Source organism: Smaragdicoccus niigatensis DSM 44881 = NBRC 103563 (genome assembly GCF_000380645.1).
Lineage (GTDB): Bacteria > Actinomycetota > Actinomycetes > Mycobacteriales > Mycobacteriaceae > Smaragdicoccus > Smaragdicoccus niigatensis.
The window spans coordinates 1-17,632 of sequence record NZ_AQXZ01000006.1; the positions used below are offsets into that span (position 1 = coordinate 1).

Here is a 17,632-nt window from a genome sequence, read left to right on the forward strand (position 1 = left end):
CACGCCAAAATCACCGCCACGATCGGCATGCCGATCTACTTCTGCGACCCGCACTCACCGTGGCAGCGCGGCAGCAACGAGAACACGAACGGGCTTCTGCGCCAATACTTCCCGAAAGGAACGGACCTCTCGTTCCACGGCCCGGGAATCCTCGACAACGTCGCATCCGAGCTCAACGGCCGACCGCGAAAGACCCTCAGCTGGAAAACCCCAGCCGAGGCCCTCGAACAACTACTGTCCAATCCAACCGAACCAGTTGCAGCGACCGCTTGAAACCGCCCGGCTTTCCTCCGCTGAGACGAGCGTTTTTGAGCGGCTAGCTCATGGGCAGCTTCCGTTGCTGACATTGCAGGGACCGTTTGCGATGGCGGTCTGACCGCCAGTGGCAAACGCTGCGCTGTCGCCGGACGTGCTGTTGGTCGCGGTTGCTGTACTGCCGGCATCGGAGGCATTGGCCAGCGCGGTACCGCTGCCGCTGTTGGTGGCGATGGCGGTGTTGTCACTACCTCCGGTGCTCGTCGCATTGGCATCAGCCGCATCGCCCGCGGTACCCGTGCCAGTGTTTGTGGCGATGGCGTTGCTGCTCTGTCCGTTGGTTTCTGCCTCAGCGCCGCTGTTGTCGCCGCCGTTGTTGGTCGCCGCCGTAGTGTTGTCGCCACCGATGTTCTGGGCGACGGCCTGGCTGAAGTCGCCGCTGTTGTTGGTGGCGGTGACTGTGTTGTCGTTACCGCCGGTCGACGTCGCCTGAGCCTGGCTGAAGTCGCCGCTGTTGTTGGCAGCGGTGACGGTGTTGTTGTCGCCGTAGACGTTCTGGGCCTGGGCTTGCGTGAAGTCGCCGCCGCTGTTTGTCGCCTTCACGGTGTTGCCGCTGCCGAAGAAGGAACCCGCGCTCGCACTGCTGTAGTCACCGCTGGTGTTGATCGCGGTGACGGAGTTGCCGTTTCCGTTGTGGGTGGAGGCGCTTGCCGAACTGTTGGCTCCGCCGAAGTTGATTGCCTTGGCGCGGTTGTTGTTGCTGTCTGGACCGATGTAACCACCGGCTGCGGCCGTCGTGTTAGGACCGATCGCGATGGCGGAGTTGTTGTTCCCGTGGCCATGCCCGAGGCCGTCGTTGTCCCCGGCGCGGGCAGTGCTGTCCGTTCCGAACGCGAGGGCCCGGTTTCGGGTGCCGTGCGAGGCTTCGGCATTGGCGCCGTCGCCGCTGGCAAAGGCGAAGTTTCCGGGGTCAGCCGAGCATGTCGCGGTACCGCTCGACCTGGCGACGTAGCCGTTGGAGAAGCATGCATTCGGTGTGGCTTGCGCGATGAGAGGAGCCGTGAAAGCGATTGCGGCGCCGGTCAGTGCGCCCATAGCCCAGCGGTGGTTCATGTCATTCCTGTCTATGGGCAGGTGCCGTTGTGCACGATGCATGGACCGTTGGAGTGGGCGTTTCCACCGCCCGTGGCGTCGGCAAAGCCGTCACCGCTCGTGCCGTTGATTGCCGTTGCGCTGCTGCCTCCGCCGGAGGCGTTGGCACCGGTCGTTCCGCCGCCGAGGTTGGTCGCGCGAGCGGCATTGCCGTCGCCGTTGTATACGACGACGTACGCGATCGAGCTGTCGCTCGGGGTGCCACTGCCGTAATTGGTGGCAATTGCCAGGTTGTTGTTGCCACCACTTCCCGACGAAGCCGTAGAGGTGGCGTAGTCGCCGTAGGTCGTGGCGACGGCCCGGTTGCCGTTTCCGACGCCGGCGGTGGCAAAGGCGGCACTCGAATTGCCGTAATTGGTGGCGATCGCCGTGTTGTTGCTTCCCTCGCCCGCTCCGGCGCTGGCGCCGCTCGTCGGGTCTTGACTGAAGTTCCGTGCGGTTGCCTGGTTTCGATCTCCGTTGGTGGCGGTGGCGTTCGCGTTCGTGCCGTACGCCGTTGCCCGATTGCCGGTACCGCCCGCCGCCTCGGCAGTCGCGTTATCCCCGTACGCCCCCGCGTAATTGCCCGGACCAGCCGAGCACGCGGCCGTGCCCTTTGCGTACGTGTAGTACCCGTTGGTCACGCACATATTCGGGGAAGCGTCGGCGACCGCAGGCGCACCCACGGCAAACGCCACTCCAGCAACCGCACCGATCGTCCAGCGAAGCTTCATGCAAGTCTCCTGTCTACGGGCAGTTGGTGTTGACCGCGGTGCAAGCGCCGTTCGAACTCGCAGTGCCGCCGCCAGTCGCGGTCGCGGATCCGTCGCCGGACGTGCTGTTGGCAGCGGTCGCGGAACTACTGCCATCGTTGGCAATCGCTTTCGTGGATCCGGAACCCGCGTTGTTGGCGTTGGCCGAGTTCCCGTCGCCATTGATGGCGTTTGCCGTCGCCATTGCCCGGTCGGCGTCTGATATTCCGGTACCGGAGTTTGTGCCGGTGGCAGTGTTGTCGCTGCCGTACGTGGCGTTCGTGAGGACGCCGCTGTTGTCGCCGCCGTTATTGGTCGCGGTGGCGGTGTTGTTGTCCCCGCCGTAGGTGTTGGCCGCTGCGAAACTGTTGTCGCCGGCGTTGTTCACGGCCACTGCGCTGTTGTCGTCTCCCGTGCCCGCGGATGCGAAGGCGCTGCTCAGGTCGCCGGCGTTGTTGGTAGCGCGGGCGGTGTTGCCTTCCCCGAACGACGCGTCGGTGAGCGCCGAGCTGAACTCACCGCCATTGTTGATGGCGACCGCGCTGCTGTTGTCGCCGCCTTGCACGTTGGCGCTGGCGCCACTGTTCGCGCCGCCGTTGGTGATGGCCGTTGCCCTGCTGTTGTCGCCGTTGTAGGCACCGGCGAACGCGCTGCTGCCGGGTCCACCGTTGTTGATTGCCACCGCGCGGTTGTTGTTTCCGGTCCCGCCGGTCTTCCAGCCGCCGGCGTAGGCGGTCGTGTTCGCTCCGCGGGCGACGGCGGTGTTGTGATTCCCGCTGCCGGAACCGTCACCCGTGATGTCGCCCGCGCGGGCGGTGCTGTCAGTGCCGATCGCGACGGCGCGGTTCCGGGTTCCGTCGGTCGCGCTGGCCGTGGAGCCGTCGCCGTAGGCGCCCGCGAAATTGCCGCGGTCGGCGGAGCAGGTCGCGCTTCCGTGGCTGATCGTGGCGTAGCCGTTGGACAGACACACGTTCGGCGAAGCGTGGGCGGTCGGCGCGGTCAGAAAGAGAGCGAATCCAGTGAAGGTGCCAAGAGTCCACGCGACGTGTGCCATAGATTTCCTGTCTACGCCGAAGCCTGTCTCACATCTTCGAACCACACCGCGTGAGTTGATATTGAATTCGCTAATTTAGGCTCTGCACGCCCACGCCCTGCTCACGGACAACTGGTGTTCGTGGCCAGACAGGCCCCGGTAGCTGACGCGGTACCACCGTTCGTCGCGACGGCCTTTCCGTGGCCGGAGGTGTCGTTGCTCGCCGTAGCCGTGCTGCCGACGTCCTCTGCGCTAGCTTCTGTGGTGCCGTCCCCAGTATTGGTGGCGTCGGCTGCGTTGAAGTCTCCATCGGCGGTTGCAGTAGCGAAAGCAATGTCGCTGCCGCTGTTGGTCGCTGTCGCTGTGTTGTTGTCGCCGTCTGTGGCGGTTGCGGTCGACTGTGCGAAATCGCTGCCGCTGTTGGTGGCAGTTGCGGTGTTGTTGTCGCCGAACTCGGCGGTCGCGGTCGCGGTGGCCCCGTTGCTGCCGCTGTTCGTCGCGCTGGCCGTGTTGTTGTCCCCGCCTAATGCATCTGCGCTGGCGCTACCGTCGCCGGTGTTCGACGCAGTGGCGGTGTTGTTGTTGCCACTACCTGCACCGGCAAAAGCTGCGCCATGGTCTCCGCCATTGGTGGCCTTGGCGGTGTTGTTATCACCCACGCCCGCGTCGGCGTATCCGCTGGCGTCGTTGCCTTCTTGGGTGTAAATCGCAGTGTTGTTGTCTCCGCCGGAGGCATCGGCCGAAGCGCCGCTGTCGTTGCCGCTGTTGGCGGCGGTGGCCTTGTTGCCATCGCCATCGTGAGCGGCTGCCCCGGCGCCGCTGTCATTTCCGCTGTTCGTGGCGTCGGCGGTGTTGTTGTCGCCGTTGTACGCGAACGCCTGTGCATAGCCGGCGGTGCCAGTCTTGGAAGCGGTGGCGGTGTTGTTGTTTCCGTTGTAGGCGTCCGCTTCGACACTGCCGTCCGAGCTGGAGTTGGTGGCGCTGGCGACGTTGTCGTTGCCGGTGCCACCGTTGGCACCACCGGCGAATGCGAACGTGTTAGCGCCGCGAGCCCGTGCGACGTTGTTGTTTCCGCTGCCGCCCATGAAGCTGCCGGCGCCAGCGGTGCTGTGGTTTCCACTGGCGAAGGCGCGGTTTCTGTTTCCCCCGCTGGCGGTGGCAGCCGCGCTGTCACCGCTCGCGATTGCGATGTTGCGCGTGCCATTGGTTGCTGTGGCGCTGCTGTTGTCGCCCCGAGCGGCAGCGAAGTTGCCGGGGTCGGCCGTGCAGGTAGCGGTGCCGTGGCTGATTGTGCGGTAGCCGTTCGAAATGCAACCGTTGCCGGCGGCGTTTGCCGAAGCTGGGCTTACGGCGACGAACGCTGCAGTGGTGGCTGCTGCCGCGACCGCCAGTTTGATCGCACCGGTTCTGCCTGCGTGTCGGTTCATGAACATCTCCTTGGGAAGTGGAGATGTGGCCCAACGTGCGGTCGACAGGTGCTTCACAGGTCCGCTTTGTTGAATCTTCATTCACATGGACTGGTCGCTGGAAACAACTCCCCAAACCAATCCAAAGTTCATTCGAAGGACAGACAGTAGGTCGGCCTGACTGACTTGTTGTCAGCCCAAACTGCGCTTCAGAAACTCAACCTGGAGCCGCAGTAGGTTTTCCGCGACCTCTTCGCCCGATGCCATGTGCGTGACGCCGGTGAGCGGTAGGACCGAGTGTGGACGACCCGCGGCGAGCAATGCGGACGAGAGCCGAAGCGTATGTGCGGCAACGACATTGTCGTCCGCGAGGCCGTGGATGAGGAGTAGTGGCCGTTCCAGATTCGGTGCGTCAGCGATGAGGCTGTTGCGCTCGTAGACGTCCGGCTGCTGACCCGGGTCGCCGAGGTAGCGCTCGGTGTAGTGGGTGTCGTACAGCGCCCAGTCGGTCACGGGTGCGCCCGATACCGCGGCATGGAAGACGTCGGGTCGGCGCAAGACCGCGAGAGCCGCAAGGTAGCCGCCGAACGACCAGCCGCGAATACCGACCCGAGAGAGGTCGAGCGGGAAGTCCTTCGTGAGTGCCTGCAGCGCTGTCACTTGATCGTCGAGGGCAAGGTCCAGGGCGTTGGCCACCGACTTCTCCCATGCCGGACTGTGCCCGGGAGTTCCCCGCCCATCGGCCACGACGACGGCGAAGCCTTGGTTGGCGAACCACTGCGAGTCGAGGTGCGAATTGTGTGCCTTCACGACCCGCTGCCCGTGCGGGCCGCCGTAGGGGTCCATGAGAACGGGTAGCGGAGATCCGTCGTGGCCCTCCGGAAGGATGACCGCGCAGGGAATGCCCTCGACGCGGGTGAAGACGGGGCGAGCCGTGATGAGCGGCTTCTCGGCGTTCCAGCCGATCTCGCCGACCCACTTGCCGTTGCGCAGCACGGTGACTTCGCGCCCGGGTTGATCCGGTGTCGCGGAACTCAGAACCACGAGGTCCCCAGACGCGGCGGCTGTCGTCACCGGGGCCGTGCCAACCCACGTCTTCGCACGAACCCAGTACGACCCGACCTCGCCGACGGCATCGGCGGGGCTGGCCGCCACGAGGACATCGTCGGCGGTCATGGCCTGTACGGCCCGCACGTGGATCTCCGGTCCGGTCACCACCTCATCACCAATGAGCAGTGCGCGATGCCCCGGAGCATCGCTGATGCGGACGAGTTCGCCCCCAGCGGTCCACGCGGGCACACCATCGAATAGTTCGATCCAGATGTCGTCGGTCTCTTCGAGCAACTCCAACGTCCCCCCGGAGGTGACGTCGATCGCGCAGATCCGAAGGCGCTTTTGGTCGCGCGATTGGACCGCGATCAGGGGAGGCCCGCCGGCTGACCAGTGAACCCGCGCGAGATAGGGGAACTCAGCGGCATCCCAACTGATCTGACGCAGTGTGCCGTGGTCGTCGAGGAGCCACAGAGTCACTTCGGCGTTCGCGCTGCCGGCAAACGGGTAGGCGATCTCCGCTGGCTGCGTCGCCGGATTGGCGGGGTCGGCGATCCACCATCGAGCGACGGGTGTCGAGTCGACGCGGGCGATGAGCCACGCAGAAGAGTCCGGAGCCCACCAATAGCCTCGACTTCGGTTCATTTCCTCTTGTGCGATGAACTCGGCCTGGCCCCAGGTCTCGTTCCCGCGCGGTTCGACCAACGACTCGTCGTTGCCATCGAGGTCGCACACCCGCATCGAACCGGCTGGTGTCGCATAAGCGACCGACCGTCCGTCCGGAGACAGACGCGGGTCGAGAATTGGGTGCTGAACCGGAAGCTCGCGTGTGTTGGTGAAATCCGTGACGAACAACCGCCCGGAGAGACTGAACGCGGCGACCGAAACGGCGTCATCCGTCGAGTACCCGACGATGCCCGCAGCGCCTTCGCGGGCGCGTTCCCGGCGTGCCTTCTCTTCCGGGGTCAATGCTTCCGAAGCGCTGCCGAGAAGTACGTCCGGGTCCGCGATCACTCGTTCAGTTCCGGATTCGACGTCGAACAGCCACAACAGGTTTCGACGGTCACCGCGCGACCGAAGGAACAGGACCCGGGAACCGTCCGGAGCGATTGCGTACGACCGCGGTGCGCCCGCCGTGAACCGCAGGGTTCGCGCAGATTGCCGAGGGTAGGTGTCCGGGGCGACGGGGAGCATCTCAGTCACAAGACGCGACGATACTGCGCATTCGTTGTGGTGAGGCGCTCCAACAGCTGCTCGATCGGCATGGGTCGCGCGAAGTAGTAGCCCTGGGCGAGCGGGTAGCCGAGTGAGGCGAGAAGCGCCGCCTGTTCGGCGTCCTCGACGCCCTCGGCGATCATGGCGAGGTTGAGAGCTCGACCGAGCGTCGCGACGGCTTCGAGCAGAGCGGTTCCGTGGGAGGAGATCGCGCTGACGAATGTCCGGTCGAGCTTGAGCTCGTCGACCGGCAGCGACTGAAGGCGGCTCAGCGATGAGTAACCAGTCCCGAAGTCGTCGATTGCGACGCGGATGCCTTCTTCGCGCATCTGCTCGAGCTTCGCCATCGCGTACCGCTTGTCGCCATCGAGGACGGTCTCGGTGACTTCGAGCACCAACTGCTGTGCCGGCCAGCCGGTTTCAGCCAGCACACGACGTACTTCCATGAGGAACATCGGCTTGTTGAGCGTGAGTCCGGACATGTTGACGTGGAGCGTGAGGCCCTGCGCCCCGGATCGGTCCTGCAGCATGACGGCGTCGCGGCAGGCGATGCCGAGCACCGTGATGTCGAGGTCGAAGACGAGGTCGTTGGCTTCGGCGATCTCGATGACCTGTTGCGGGTTGAGGTCCGGCTTGAGCTTCGAGCGCCAGCGAATGAGGGCCTCGATGCCGAAGATCGGGTTGTCCGGTTGATCGAGCCGCACGATCGGCTGGTAGTGGACCTTCGTCATCGCCAAGGTGTCGCGAAGTTCCTTGGCGATCGCGGGAAGGTCGGACGATTCGAGCATCGTGCGGTTGCGGCCGGAGAGCTTTGCGCGGTACAGCGCCACGTCGGCGCGGCTGACGAGCAGCGAACCGGATTCGCCGGCTTGCCACGACGTGGCTCCGGCAGACGAGCGAATTGGTGCGGCCCGACGCAGTGTCTCAGCGAGCGTTATCGCACGGTCTTCGGTCGTGTCGGCGAGCAGCAGGGCGAATTCGTCGCCGCCGTATCGAGCGAGAACTCCTTCGCCGGCGATGATCTTGCCCCACACGTCTGCGACCTCGACGAGGACCGCATCGCCAGCGCGGTGGCCCTGCTCGTCATTGACGTGTTTGAAGTCGTCGATGTCGAAGAGAACGAGTGCCAATCGAGTGCCCGAGCGCGAGGCTTTGGCGATCTCGACCTCGAGAAGTTGGTCCAGGCCGCGCCGGTTGAGCAGCCCGGTGAGCGCATCGATGTCAGCGTTCGATGCCAGCCGGGCGAGTACGGCGGTGACAATGCCGACGCCGGTTGCCATTCCGGCTCCGAGAAGACCCGACCACCACGGCAGGTCGTCACGCAGGGCCAAGGCGAGAACTTCGTTGACCATTGAGAACGCGACGAAGAACATCGCCCGGCGGGCGGGAAAGAAGAACGCCGCGTCGCTCGAGGCCAGCACGTACATCGAGGCGATCGCCATCGCGCCGATGTTGTTCGGCGCCGCGGTGACCGCGATCGTCACGAGGACCGTAGCTGCACCGATGAGGTACTGGTGGTCCACCGGACGCAGTCGCCGCCCCGCGACGACCAGCCACACGCCGACGAAAAATGCCGTCGTCGCGATCGCGTAGATGAGCGGCTTGCTGCCGCTTTCGCCGGGCATGAAGTAGGTGACGAGGTCACCAAGCAGGCCACCCAGCATGTAGAAGCCACCGGTGACGATCGACATCCAGTTCGATTGCGCCAACGCCGTGGCCCCACGCGCGGCGAACGCCAAGTGCCGCGACGCGCGCTCGCTTCGGTCGCGTGCCGCCTCGACGTGGGGTTCGGTCACCGCGTCAGCCTAGCGATGACGGGCTGGCGCCGTGCCGTCCCTTAGGTCCAGATGTCCGAAATGTCGGTTGCCGACCGTGCTGGAGCCGCGGGTTCGCCCGGCGAGGTGCGCGAGAATCGCGGCGCAGGAGCGGGCTGGATGACGCCTTCGATGTCGAGCAGAGAGCCGCGGGAAGCGATGTGCGGATTCGAGGCGGCTTCGGCCCAACTGAGGACCGGGGACACGCAGGCGTCGGTGGGCGTGAAGATCGCATCCCACTCGTCGCGCGTCTTGGTGGCGATGCGCTCGGCGAAGATCTTCTTGAGGTTCGGCCACTCGGCGAAGTTGTACTGGTGCGGAAGTTCGGCGGGGTCGAGTTCGAGGCCGGCGAGGAGTTCGGCGTAGAACTGCGGCTCGATCGATCCGACCGCGATGTACTTGCCGTCCGAGGTCTCGTAGGTGTCGTAGAACGGGGCAGCGGTGTCGAGGAGATTCGCGGCGCGATTGTCGCTCCACATGCCCTCGCCGCGCATCGCCCAGAAGAAGTGCGACAACGCGAGCGCGCCGTCAACCATGGCAGCGTCGACGACCTGTCCCTTGCCCGAGATTCCGCGTTCGACGAGTGCGGCGAGCACGCCGACGACGAGGAACATCGAACCGCCGCCGAAGTCTCCGACGAAGTTGAGCGGCGGAACCGGACGCTCGTCACCCCGGCCGATCGCATGGAGGGCGCCGGTGAGGGAGATGTAGTTGATGTCGTGGCCGGCGCGATCGGCGAGCGGGCCTTCCTGGCCCCAACCCGTCATTCGGCCGTAAACGAGGCGCGGGTTGGTGGCGAGTAGCTCGTCCGGGCCCAGGCCCATGCGCTCGGTTACGCCTGGCCGGAAGCCTTCGATGAGGACGTCGGCGCGAGCGATCAGCGCTTTGACCTTGTCCAGATCGGCGGGGTCCTTGAGGTTGGCCTCGACGATCATGCGGTCGCGCAGCTGGTGGTCGCTGGGCCTTCCTTCGGGGCGGAGCTGACCGGCGCGCTGTACGCGCACGACCTCGGCGCCGAGACTGGCCAGGAGCATCGCGGCGTGCGGGCCGGGCCCGATGCCTGCGAGTTCGACGACGCGAACACCGGAGAGTGGACCGCTTTTGGCCATCTGATTTGTCCTCTTTCTCACACTGACGATGACGTGGGTATGTGTGACCCTGGTGCCATGTCTGCTTGGGGTGAACTCATCGTCGCACTGGTAATCCTGGTCGGTTGTATCGGGGTCGTTATACCTGCACTGCCCGGCGTGTTGCTCATCTTCGGCGCAATCGGGGTGTGGGCGTTCATCGAAGGTACGACCGCCGCGTGGGTCGCGTTCGGAATTGCCACCCTGCTACTGGTCATCTCGGGTGTCATCAAGTACACGTGGCCGGGGAAGAACCTCAAGAATGCCGGTGTCGCAACTCGATCGATCGTGATCGGTACCGTGCTCGGAATCGTCGGCTTCTTCGTCGTTCCGGTTCTCGGATTGCCGCTGGGTTTCCTCCTTGGCTGCTTCCTGTCCGAACTCCAGCGCACCAACGGCAGCGAGGCCTGGCGGGCCACGATCCATGCGCTCAAGGCGGTGGGTCTGTCGATGCTTGTCGAGCTCGTGGGTGCACTGCTCGCTTCGGGCGTGTGGCTGATTGCGGCCGTCACTGGTTAGTCCCGTGGTCCGCAGACGGTTTGTGGGTCAACCACGTAGGAGCTAGGTGATCCGGTAGAGCTCGCGCGCGTTCGTGTCGAACACCATGTCCGCGTCGTCGACGACGGCCTCGCGAATGATGTCGAGGTCGCTGCGCTGGAAGGCACGCGCGGCGCGCGTACTCGGTAGGTCGCTGCCGAACACGAGCGCATGTGGGTTCACGGCGTGAATCTGGCGCAGGGTCTTCACCAGATCGGGGTGTTCGGCGCGGCCGAAACCGCTGGCCTTGACGTGGGCTCCTCGGTTGACGAGGTCGAGCAGGTACGACATTGCGGACTCGTCGAGGCCGAGGTGGTCGATGCTGATGGCGGGCAGGCGGGCCAGGACGGGTTCGAGCGACTCCAGAATCGAGCCGTCGACGTAGATCTCGGCATGCCAGCCGGCGATCTCGTATGCGCGCTTTGCCTGCCTCGTCAGAGTCGCGATGTCACCCGGGAATCGCTTGAGGTTGAGCCGCATCGCGCGGACACCGATCGAGTTCAGCTGGACGATCTCGTCGTCGGTGGCGTCCATGTCGAGCTGGATGACGCCCACCCAGCTCGGGCCGAGTTCGTCGAGTGCCGCCCGCATCCAGTCGTCATGCGTGACTTGAAACGACCCGCTCACGACCGCGCCGCCCTGAACGTCGAGTCCCGCCATGTCGGCGTGATAGTCGGCGACGGTGTACGGCTCCGGCAGGAAACCGCTGTTCGCGACCAGCGGGAACCGCGGGTCGATCACATGCATGTGTGCGTCGAACACGAGGTTCAGGATGCACTAAGTTTCCGGACGCCGTCCCGACTGGCGCCAATCGCGGCAAGTTTCTTCAACCACGGCGCTTGTACATAACTCAGGTTTTGTACAAGCCGCCCTGCACGAGACTCTGGACCCGGCCGCGTCAGACGTCGAGCACCGGGTTGATCAGCCCGTGGCGCACCAAACCGGTGACGAGTTCGAGTGCCGCGTCACGGAACTCCTCGGTGGCCTCCTCGCCGGTGTGACTGAAGGCGAGGAGTTCGACGAGGTCTTCGAGGGCCATTCCGTCGGGCCGCATGCCCGCCAGCAACGCCGCTCCCGAGTCATCGATCTCGTGCTGCCAGCGCGGTCCGTCGCCGCGGTGGACGCGGGTGACCTTACGTTCCCAGCCTTCGTCGCCCGGTAGTGAAACCTGTTCGAGGGCAGTGGCTTCGGGAACCTGATAGCGCGCACTCCACGCGATCGACGGGTCGGCGTTGACCGCCCGCAGCCACGCCGAGCGCTCGAAGTACTTGAGCGCTTCCTCGCCGAGTGGGTCGTCGAAGCCGTGCGTGAGGTCTTCGGCGAGGACCTCGGTCGGGCCGTCGATGCTGCGCAGGTACACGAATCCGAAGCCGATGCCCTCGACGTCGTATTCATCGAGCGCGTCGAGCCAGGCTTCGGCCCGGGCTTGCGCGGCTTCGTCGCGCGGGTCGAGCCCGCCGTCGCGCAGCCAGGTGCCGACGTAATGCGCGGGGTCGGCGACGTCGCGCTGCACGATCCAGGCGTCGATGCCGAAATCGGGGAGCCACCGCGAAACGCGCGATCGCCAGTCTTCGCCCTCGATGTGCACCCACGACGCAAGCATCGCGGCCGTTCCGCCAGGATTGAGGAGGTCCGGAACGCCGGAAATGACGAGTTCGCTGGCGCCGTCGAGCGCGAGCCCGGAGTCGCGGTAGGTGTGTTCGACACGCGCGGGGCCGACGACGAACGGCGGATTGGCCACCACCAGGTCGAAACGTTCGGTCTCGACCGGCTCGAACCAGGAACCCGCGCGATAGTCGATCGTCATGGCGTTGAGGGCCGCGTTGGCTTCGGCGAACCAGAGCGCGCGCGTGCTCACATCGGTGCCGACGACGTTCGAGGCGTAACCGGCCGCGTGCATCGCCTGGACGCCGCAACCGGTTCCGAGGTCGAGGACCGTGCCGACCGACGCGGTCGGCGTGGCCCGCAGCAGCGACAGCGATGCCTGACCGACGCCAAGGACGTGCTCGGGCTTCAGCGTGCGTCGCCGGAGCGAGTCCTCGAGGTCGCTGAGAACCCACACCGGTCCGTTGCCGAGGTCGAGAGCGCGCAGGTCGAGGGCGGCGGTGAGGTTGTCGCCGTCGCGGTCGAGCAGCCCCGCGGCAACGGCCTCGTGGATGTTGACCGGGGCCAGCGCGATGCGCAGTTCGTGCTCAATCACGGGGTCGCCGAGGAGGAACAGGCGGATGAGTGTGCCTAGCTCACCGGCGGTTTTCGACGCCCGCCGAACGGGGACCGGCTCGCCCCGATCGAGGGCCGCGTGTGCGGCAGGCCCGAGCACTTCGCTGATCGATTCAACAGTGAATCCGACACGGTCGAGGGCATCGCGCAGGCTCGGAGCGAGCACCGCAAGCGGCGAGTGGGGACTTCGCGGGCTGGGGGAATTCGGCATAGGAATAATGCACACCATGGGAAGACGAACCCGCAAACGCGCGCGCTTGAATCCGCAGCCGGAGCGCACCGACGTGATCGCCAACGACGACGAGCCGCGCCGTCCGCTGTGGCCCTTTCTCGGTGCTTTCGCGATCTTCGCGCTGGTGCTCGGGTACATCTTCCTCACCGGTGAGCGGGGTGACTCCGGGCCGACGAATGCGCAGAAGATTCGCTCGCTCACGGAGCAGTACGTCGCCGCGCACAATGCCGGGGACACGACGCGACTGAAGCAGCTCAGCTGTGCCGGGCTTGCCGACAAGGACGCACCGCTCAACGGTGAGCCGACGGGGATCTCGATCGCGCGCATGCGTTCCGAGAGTCCTGAGCCAGGCATTGCCAAGGCAGATGTGAAGCTGAGCTATCAGGGCAAGGACAAGGACACCGAGTGGTGGTACAAGCCCGAGGGTGCCGGCTGGCTCGTCTGCCACAAATGATGAGTTGACGTCAGCCCGCACTCATTGGTAAATAACGGTGTAGGTCATGAGTGTCAGCGCCAAGCCCCGGCTCGCTGACCGGCAACCCTCCTCCGCTGGTGGGGTGCTCCGGGTGACGACCTGGCCGCAGTCCAAACAGGTTGCGGCAAGCGCGGATTCCCAAGAAAGGGTGAGTAGCTGTGAGCTACGCAGGTGACATCACGCCGCAGCAGGCGTGGGATCTTCTCGCGGAGGACCCGGATGCGGTTCTCGTCGACGTCCGGACGGATCGGGAGTGGCAGGTCATCGGTGTGCCCGACACCACGTCGATCGATCGCCGGACTCTCTTCATCGAGTGGACCAACTCGTATGGCGAGCGCAACCCGGACTTCATCGACGATCTCAAGGCTGCTGGCCTGACCGGTCCGGTTGTGTTCTTGTGTCGTTCGGGGAACCGCTCGGTGGGTGCCGCCACGGTCGCGACCGCCGCGGGAATTGCTCCGTCCTACAACGTTCTCGAAGGCTTCGAGGGACGCTTCGCACCGGGCTGGAAGTCGATTCTTCCGTGGAAAGAGCAGGAGAAATGACCCGACCCAAGGGTGGCGCTTTCGATCGTTCCCTCCCGGAGAACGTCGGCCCCGCCACACAGGCGGTTCGTGGTGGTCTGAACCGCTCCGGTTTCGAGGAAACCTCGGAGGCGCTCTACCTCACCTCGGGCTTCGTCTACGAGAACGCGGAGACGGCGGAGGCGTCCTTCACCGGCGACATCAGCCACTTCATGTATTCGCGCTTCGGCAACCCAACCGTCGCGATGTTCGAAGAACGACTGCGTCTCATCGAGGGTGCCGAGGCGTGCTTCGCGACGGCGAGCGGAATGTCCGCGGTGTTCACGGCGCTGGGCGCGCTGCTCAGCGCGGGTGATCGTCTGGTTGCGGCCCGCAGCCTGTTCGGGTCGTGCTTCGTGGTGTGCAATGAGATCCTGCCGCGCTGGGGCATCGAGACCGAATTCGTCGACGGCGAAGACCTCGCCCAGTGGGAGGCTGCGCTGAGCAAGCCCACCACCGCGGTCTTCTTCGAGACCCCGTCGAACCCGATGCAGTCGCTCGTCGACGTTCGCAAGGTCACCGAACTGGCACACCAGGCCGGCGCAAAGGTCGTGCTGGACAACGTCTTCGCGACCCCGCTGCTGCAGCGGAGCTTCGACCTCGGCGCGGACGTCGTCGTGTATTCGGGCACCAAGCACATCGACGGCCAGGGGCGCGTCCTCGGCGGTGCCATTCTGGGATCTTTCGAATACATCGATGGCCCGGTCAAGACGCTCATGCGGCATACGGGCCCGTCGCTGAGCCCGTTCAACGCTTGGACGCTGCTCAAGGGTCTCGAGACGATGCCGCTGCGCGTGCGTCAGATGAACCAGTCCGCACAGCGCATCGCCGAGTTCCTCGAGCCGCACCCGCGGATCAAGTGGGTCAAGTACCCGTACCTGCCCTCGCACCCGCAGTACGAGCTCGCGAAGTCGCAGATGTCGGGCGGCGGCACGGTCGTGACGTTCGAACTCGATGCGCCGGCGGAGTCAGCCAAGGACGCCGTGTTCGAGGTGCTCAACAAGCTGCGGATCATCGATATCTCGAACAACCTCGGCGATGCGAAGACGCTCATCACGCACCCCGCGACCACGACCCACCGGGCCATGGGCCCCGAGGGTCGGGCGGCGGTCGGTATCACCGATGGCGTCGTGCGTATCTCGGTGGGTATCGAGGACGTCGAGGATCTCATCTCCGATCTGAAGACCGCCCTCGGCTAGAAGCGTGATCGGTATGTCCATTCATCAGTGGACATACCGATTTCTGTCCTCTAGTGGAAGAATCAGAATTTAGCGGAATTTCGTTCCAGCGGAATGGATCTCAGTCCGCATCTGCGCCCATAGTCGCGCGCTGATTTCACTACTCCAACCACCTGATTGTTGGGGGTGGCCCCTATGGGGAATCTTGCTGTGTGTTGCGACGGAACCTGGCAGAACGGGCTCGTCCAAGCAGTTTCGGACCAAACGAACATCAAATTGATTTGCGATGACATCAACGAGAGTTCGGTCAAGTTCAAGCCCAAGTACGTGCCGGGGGTCGGAGTCCATGGACTCCGGGACCGACTTCGTGGTGGGTTGTTCGGCGAAGGGTTGGACGAAAGCCTTCTCGACGCGTACATGTACCTCGTCGAGCACTATGCCGACGATCCTGAGCCGGACAAGATCTTCCTTTTCGGCTTCAGTCGAGGCGCCTACACAGCGCGGACACTCGCGGGGATGGTCGCCCGCGTTGGTCTACTTCGGCGCAGCGCCGCGGGGCCGGCGTCGGACGAAAAAAGGGCGCACGAGGCCCTGACGCTGTACCGCGAGTGGAAGCCGAATTCTCACGAGGCCGCGGACAAATTCCACAGCGAGCATTGCTATGACGAAGTCAAAATCGAGTTCCTTGGTGTGTTCGACACCGTCGGAGCACTCGGAATCGTCGGGATCACAGATCAGAAGTACGCATTCCATGACATCAAGTTGGGTTCTCACGTTCGAGTTGCGCGCCAAGCGCTTGCGATCGGCGAATCACGAATGGCCTTCGAACCGTGTCTGTGGGAGGACGGCGACTCGGAGGTCGAATGCGCGAGATCAAACGCCACTCCAACGCACATCACTGATCGAGACGTCCAACAGGTGTGGTTCAGAGGTGTGCATTCCGATGTGGGCGGCCGAGGCAATGCCCACCTGTCAGACATCACTCGCGACTGGATGAAGCGCGAAGCACTGGCGACTGGTGCGGGTCTCCAGTTCAACACCTATCCAAGTCCGGCAGGCGCTACCCCGGCACAGATTCGGCGGTTCCTCGGAGGAGTGAAGGAAGTTCTGTTTCGTGGCACATTTGTTGTCCACAATGTGGTTCGCCGGGTCAATTTTTGGTGGGAGGAGCGTCGCGGACGAGAGGTGTCACATCGATTCTTCGGAAATGGCTACCGCAAGATGTGCTTGGAGAAGGACTTGGCGGTCGCGGTCGCTGACATGTTGATTCCGGACAGGGGCTATCGTCCGGCTAACTTCGAGCGCTGGCTCGATCGGCACCAGGAGCCGTACCCAACCCAAAAGATCTGACCGTTTTCAGGACCGTCGGTTTCGAGGAAGATGAGTGCATTGCCGGAAACCGAGGAGCTCCTGATGGCGACGATATTCATTCAGCGCACCATCAAGGCGCCGGTCCAGGACGTCTTCGATGCGTACGTCGATCACGGTTCGTGGATCGAGGTGCCGGGAGTTCTCTCGGCGAAGGTCGTCCAGCCCGGCCGGGTTGAGCACAACGGGATCGGTGCGATCCGGGAGATAGCGGCGCCGGGCGCCTGGTTCCGTGAGGAGATCACGGCGTTCGACCGGCCGCACCGGATGGAATACAAGGTGCTGAAGTCGGTCCCGCCGCTCCGTCATGACCTCGGTCTGGTCGAATTCCGGCAGACCGCCGACGGCACGCTCGTGAGCTGGACGTCCCACTTCCACAGCAAGATTCCGTTCACGGACGGACTGGTGAAGCAGGTCGGAACGCAGATCTTCGGTTTGGTCCTGCGCACGATCGACAAGCGACTGACCGCGAAGGTCTAAGCCTCGGAGATTCCGCCGAACGGGTCTTCGGTGCGTCCCACGAGGTCGGCGACCGATTCCATGACCGCCGTCGGGCGGTAGGGGAACCGTTCCATCGATTCCTTCGTCGAGATTCCGGTCATGACGAGAATCGTGCGGAGGCCGGCTTCGAGACCGGATACGACGTCGGTGTCCATGCGGTCACCGATCATGAGCGTGTGCTCCGAGTGCGCGCCGATCGCCCGCAGCGCAGACCGCATCATGAGCGGGTTCGGCTTGCCGACGTAGTAGGGCTCCTGGCCCGTCGCTTTCGTGATCAACGCGCAGACCGCGCCGGTCGCCGGCAGGGAGCCGTCGCGCGACGGCCCGGTCGGGTCGGGGTTGGTGGCGATGAATCGGGCTCCTCGTTCCACGAGTCGGATGGCCGTGGTGATGGCTTCGAACGAGTAGTTCCGCGTCTCGCCGATCACGACGTAGTCGGGATCGGAGTCGGTGAGGATGTAGCCGATCTCGTGCAGCGCGGTCGTGAGGCCGGACTCGCCGACCGTGTAGGCGGTGCCCTCGGGACGTTGACTGTTGAGGAAGTGCGCGGTCGCGAGCGCGGAGGTCCAGATCGACGACACCGGGATATCGAGTCCGGTGCGCGTCAAACGCGCCTGCAGATCGCGCGGCGTGCGGATCGAGTTATTGGTGAGGACCATGAAGGGCGTTTTGTTGGCCCGCAGCTCGCCGATGAATTCGTCAGCGCCTGGGACGAGGTGTTCTTCGTGGATCAGAACGCCGTCCATGTCCATGAGGTAGGAAAGTCCCATACCTC

At 64.6% G+C, this 17,632-nt stretch carries 17 protein-coding genes and 1 riboswitch; of the genes, 7 read left to right on the forward strand and 10 right to left on the reverse strand.

Going from position 1 to position 17,632, the window contains the following annotated elements:
* Positions 1-273, forward strand: a 273-nt coding sequence (locus tag F600_RS26275; RefSeq protein WP_018158626.1) for an IS30 family transposase, incomplete at its 5' end; no start/stop codon positions are given.
* Between the two features lie 48 nt (positions 274-321).
* On the opposite strand, the gene F600_RS31425 is transcribed toward F600_RS26275, so the two are convergent.
* The 7 genes from F600_RS31425 to F600_RS0100605 form a co-directional block, all read right to left on the reverse strand.
* On the reverse strand, positions 322-1,368 hold the full coding sequence (locus F600_RS31425) for a hypothetical protein (protein WP_018158627.1): 1,047 nt from the start codon (positions 1,366-1,368) through the stop codon (positions 322-324).
* 11 nt (positions 1,369-1,379) lie between these two features.
* A complete protein-coding gene (locus F600_RS26280; RefSeq protein ID WP_018158628.1) occupies positions 1,380-2,120 on the reverse strand; it encodes a hypothetical protein in 741 nt (246 codons plus the stop codon).
* Between the two features lie 13 nt (positions 2,121-2,133).
* On the reverse strand, positions 2,134-3,192 hold the full coding sequence (locus tag F600_RS0100585; protein WP_018158629.1) for a beta strand repeat-containing protein: 1,059 nt from the start codon (positions 3,190-3,192) through the stop codon (positions 2,134-2,136).
* 101 nt (positions 3,193-3,293) lie between these two features.
* On the reverse strand, positions 3,294-4,598 hold the full coding sequence (locus tag F600_RS0100590; RefSeq protein WP_156024334.1) for a hypothetical protein: 1,305 nt from the start codon (positions 4,596-4,598) through the stop codon (positions 3,294-3,296).
* 171 nt (positions 4,599-4,769) lie between these two features.
* Positions 4,770-6,821, reverse strand: coding sequence for a prolyl oligopeptidase family serine peptidase (locus F600_RS0100595; RefSeq protein ID WP_018158631.1), 2,052 nt, complete (start codon positions 6,819-6,821; stop codon positions 4,770-4,772).
* 5 nt (positions 6,822-6,826) lie between these two features.
* The gene (locus F600_RS26285) at positions 6,827-8,638 is read right to left on the reverse strand and encodes a putative bifunctional diguanylate cyclase/phosphodiesterase (RefSeq protein ID WP_018158632.1); all 1,812 of its coding nucleotides are present in this window, start codon (positions 8,636-8,638) and stop codon (positions 6,827-6,829) included.
* 41 nt (positions 8,639-8,679) lie between these two features.
* The gene (locus F600_RS0100605) at positions 8,680-9,765 is read right to left on the reverse strand and encodes a CaiB/BaiF CoA transferase family protein (RefSeq protein ID WP_018158633.1); all 1,086 of its coding nucleotides are present in this window, start codon (positions 9,763-9,765) and stop codon (positions 8,680-8,682) included.
* A gap of 57 nt (positions 9,766-9,822) precedes the next feature.
* Here F600_RS0100605 and F600_RS0100610 point away from each other — a divergent pair, with 57 nt between their 5' ends.
* Entirely contained in the window at positions 9,823-10,302 is a 480-nt protein-coding gene (locus F600_RS0100610) for a DUF456 domain-containing protein (RefSeq protein ID WP_018158634.1), read from the forward strand.
* A gap of 42 nt (positions 10,303-10,344) precedes the next feature.
* Here the strand turns inward: F600_RS0100610 and F600_RS0100615 are convergent, their stop codons facing one another.
* Together F600_RS0100615 and F600_RS0100620 are read right to left on the reverse strand one after the other, a co-directional pair.
* Positions 10,345-11,082, reverse strand: a complete 738-nt coding sequence (locus tag F600_RS0100615; protein WP_026306015.1) for an amidohydrolase family protein — start codon at positions 11,080-11,082, stop codon at positions 10,345-10,347.
* 136 nt (positions 11,083-11,218) lie between these two features.
* The gene (locus tag F600_RS0100620; protein ID WP_051090693.1) at positions 11,219-12,751 is read right to left on the reverse strand and encodes a DUF7782 domain-containing protein; all 1,533 of its coding nucleotides are present in this window, start codon (positions 12,749-12,751) and stop codon (positions 11,219-11,221) included.
* 16 nt (positions 12,752-12,767) lie between these two features.
* Between F600_RS0100620 and F600_RS0100625 the strand changes: the two genes are divergently transcribed.
* The 5 genes from F600_RS0100625 (at position 12,768) to F600_RS26295 (ending at position 16,836) form a co-directional block, all read left to right on the forward strand.
* A complete protein-coding gene (locus F600_RS0100625) occupies positions 12,768-13,226 on the forward strand; it encodes a hypothetical protein (RefSeq protein WP_018158637.1) in 459 nt (152 codons plus the stop codon).
* 42 nt (positions 13,227-13,268) lie between these two features.
* Positions 13,269-13,384: riboswitch (SAM riboswitch) on the forward strand.
* A gap of 21 nt (positions 13,385-13,405) precedes the next feature.
* On the forward strand, positions 13,406-13,792 hold the full coding sequence (locus F600_RS0100630) for a rhodanese-like domain-containing protein (RefSeq protein ID WP_018158638.1): 387 nt from the start codon (positions 13,406-13,408) through the stop codon (positions 13,790-13,792).
* A complete protein-coding gene (locus F600_RS0100635) occupies positions 13,789-15,009 on the forward strand; it encodes an O-succinylhomoserine sulfhydrylase (RefSeq protein WP_018158639.1) in 1,221 nt (406 codons plus the stop codon). The genes F600_RS0100630 and F600_RS0100635 overlap by 4 nt, the downstream gene beginning before the upstream one ends.
* A gap of 174 nt (positions 15,010-15,183) precedes the next feature.
* Positions 15,184-16,338, forward strand: coding sequence for a DUF2235 domain-containing protein (locus F600_RS26290; RefSeq protein ID WP_018158640.1), 1,155 nt, complete (start codon positions 15,184-15,186; stop codon positions 16,336-16,338).
* Positions 16,339-16,401: 63 nt separating this feature from the next.
* Positions 16,402-16,836, forward strand: a complete 435-nt coding sequence (locus tag F600_RS26295; protein WP_162141375.1) for an SRPBCC family protein — start codon at positions 16,402-16,404, stop codon at positions 16,834-16,836.
* Here F600_RS26295 and F600_RS0100650 read toward each other — a convergent pair.
* The gene (locus tag F600_RS0100650) at positions 16,833-17,627 is read right to left on the reverse strand and encodes an HAD-IIA family hydrolase (protein ID WP_018158642.1); all 795 of its coding nucleotides are present in this window, start codon (positions 17,625-17,627) and stop codon (positions 16,833-16,835) included. The genes F600_RS26295 and F600_RS0100650 overlap by 4 nt on opposite strands.
* Between the last annotated feature and the right edge of the window lie 5 nt (positions 17,628-17,632).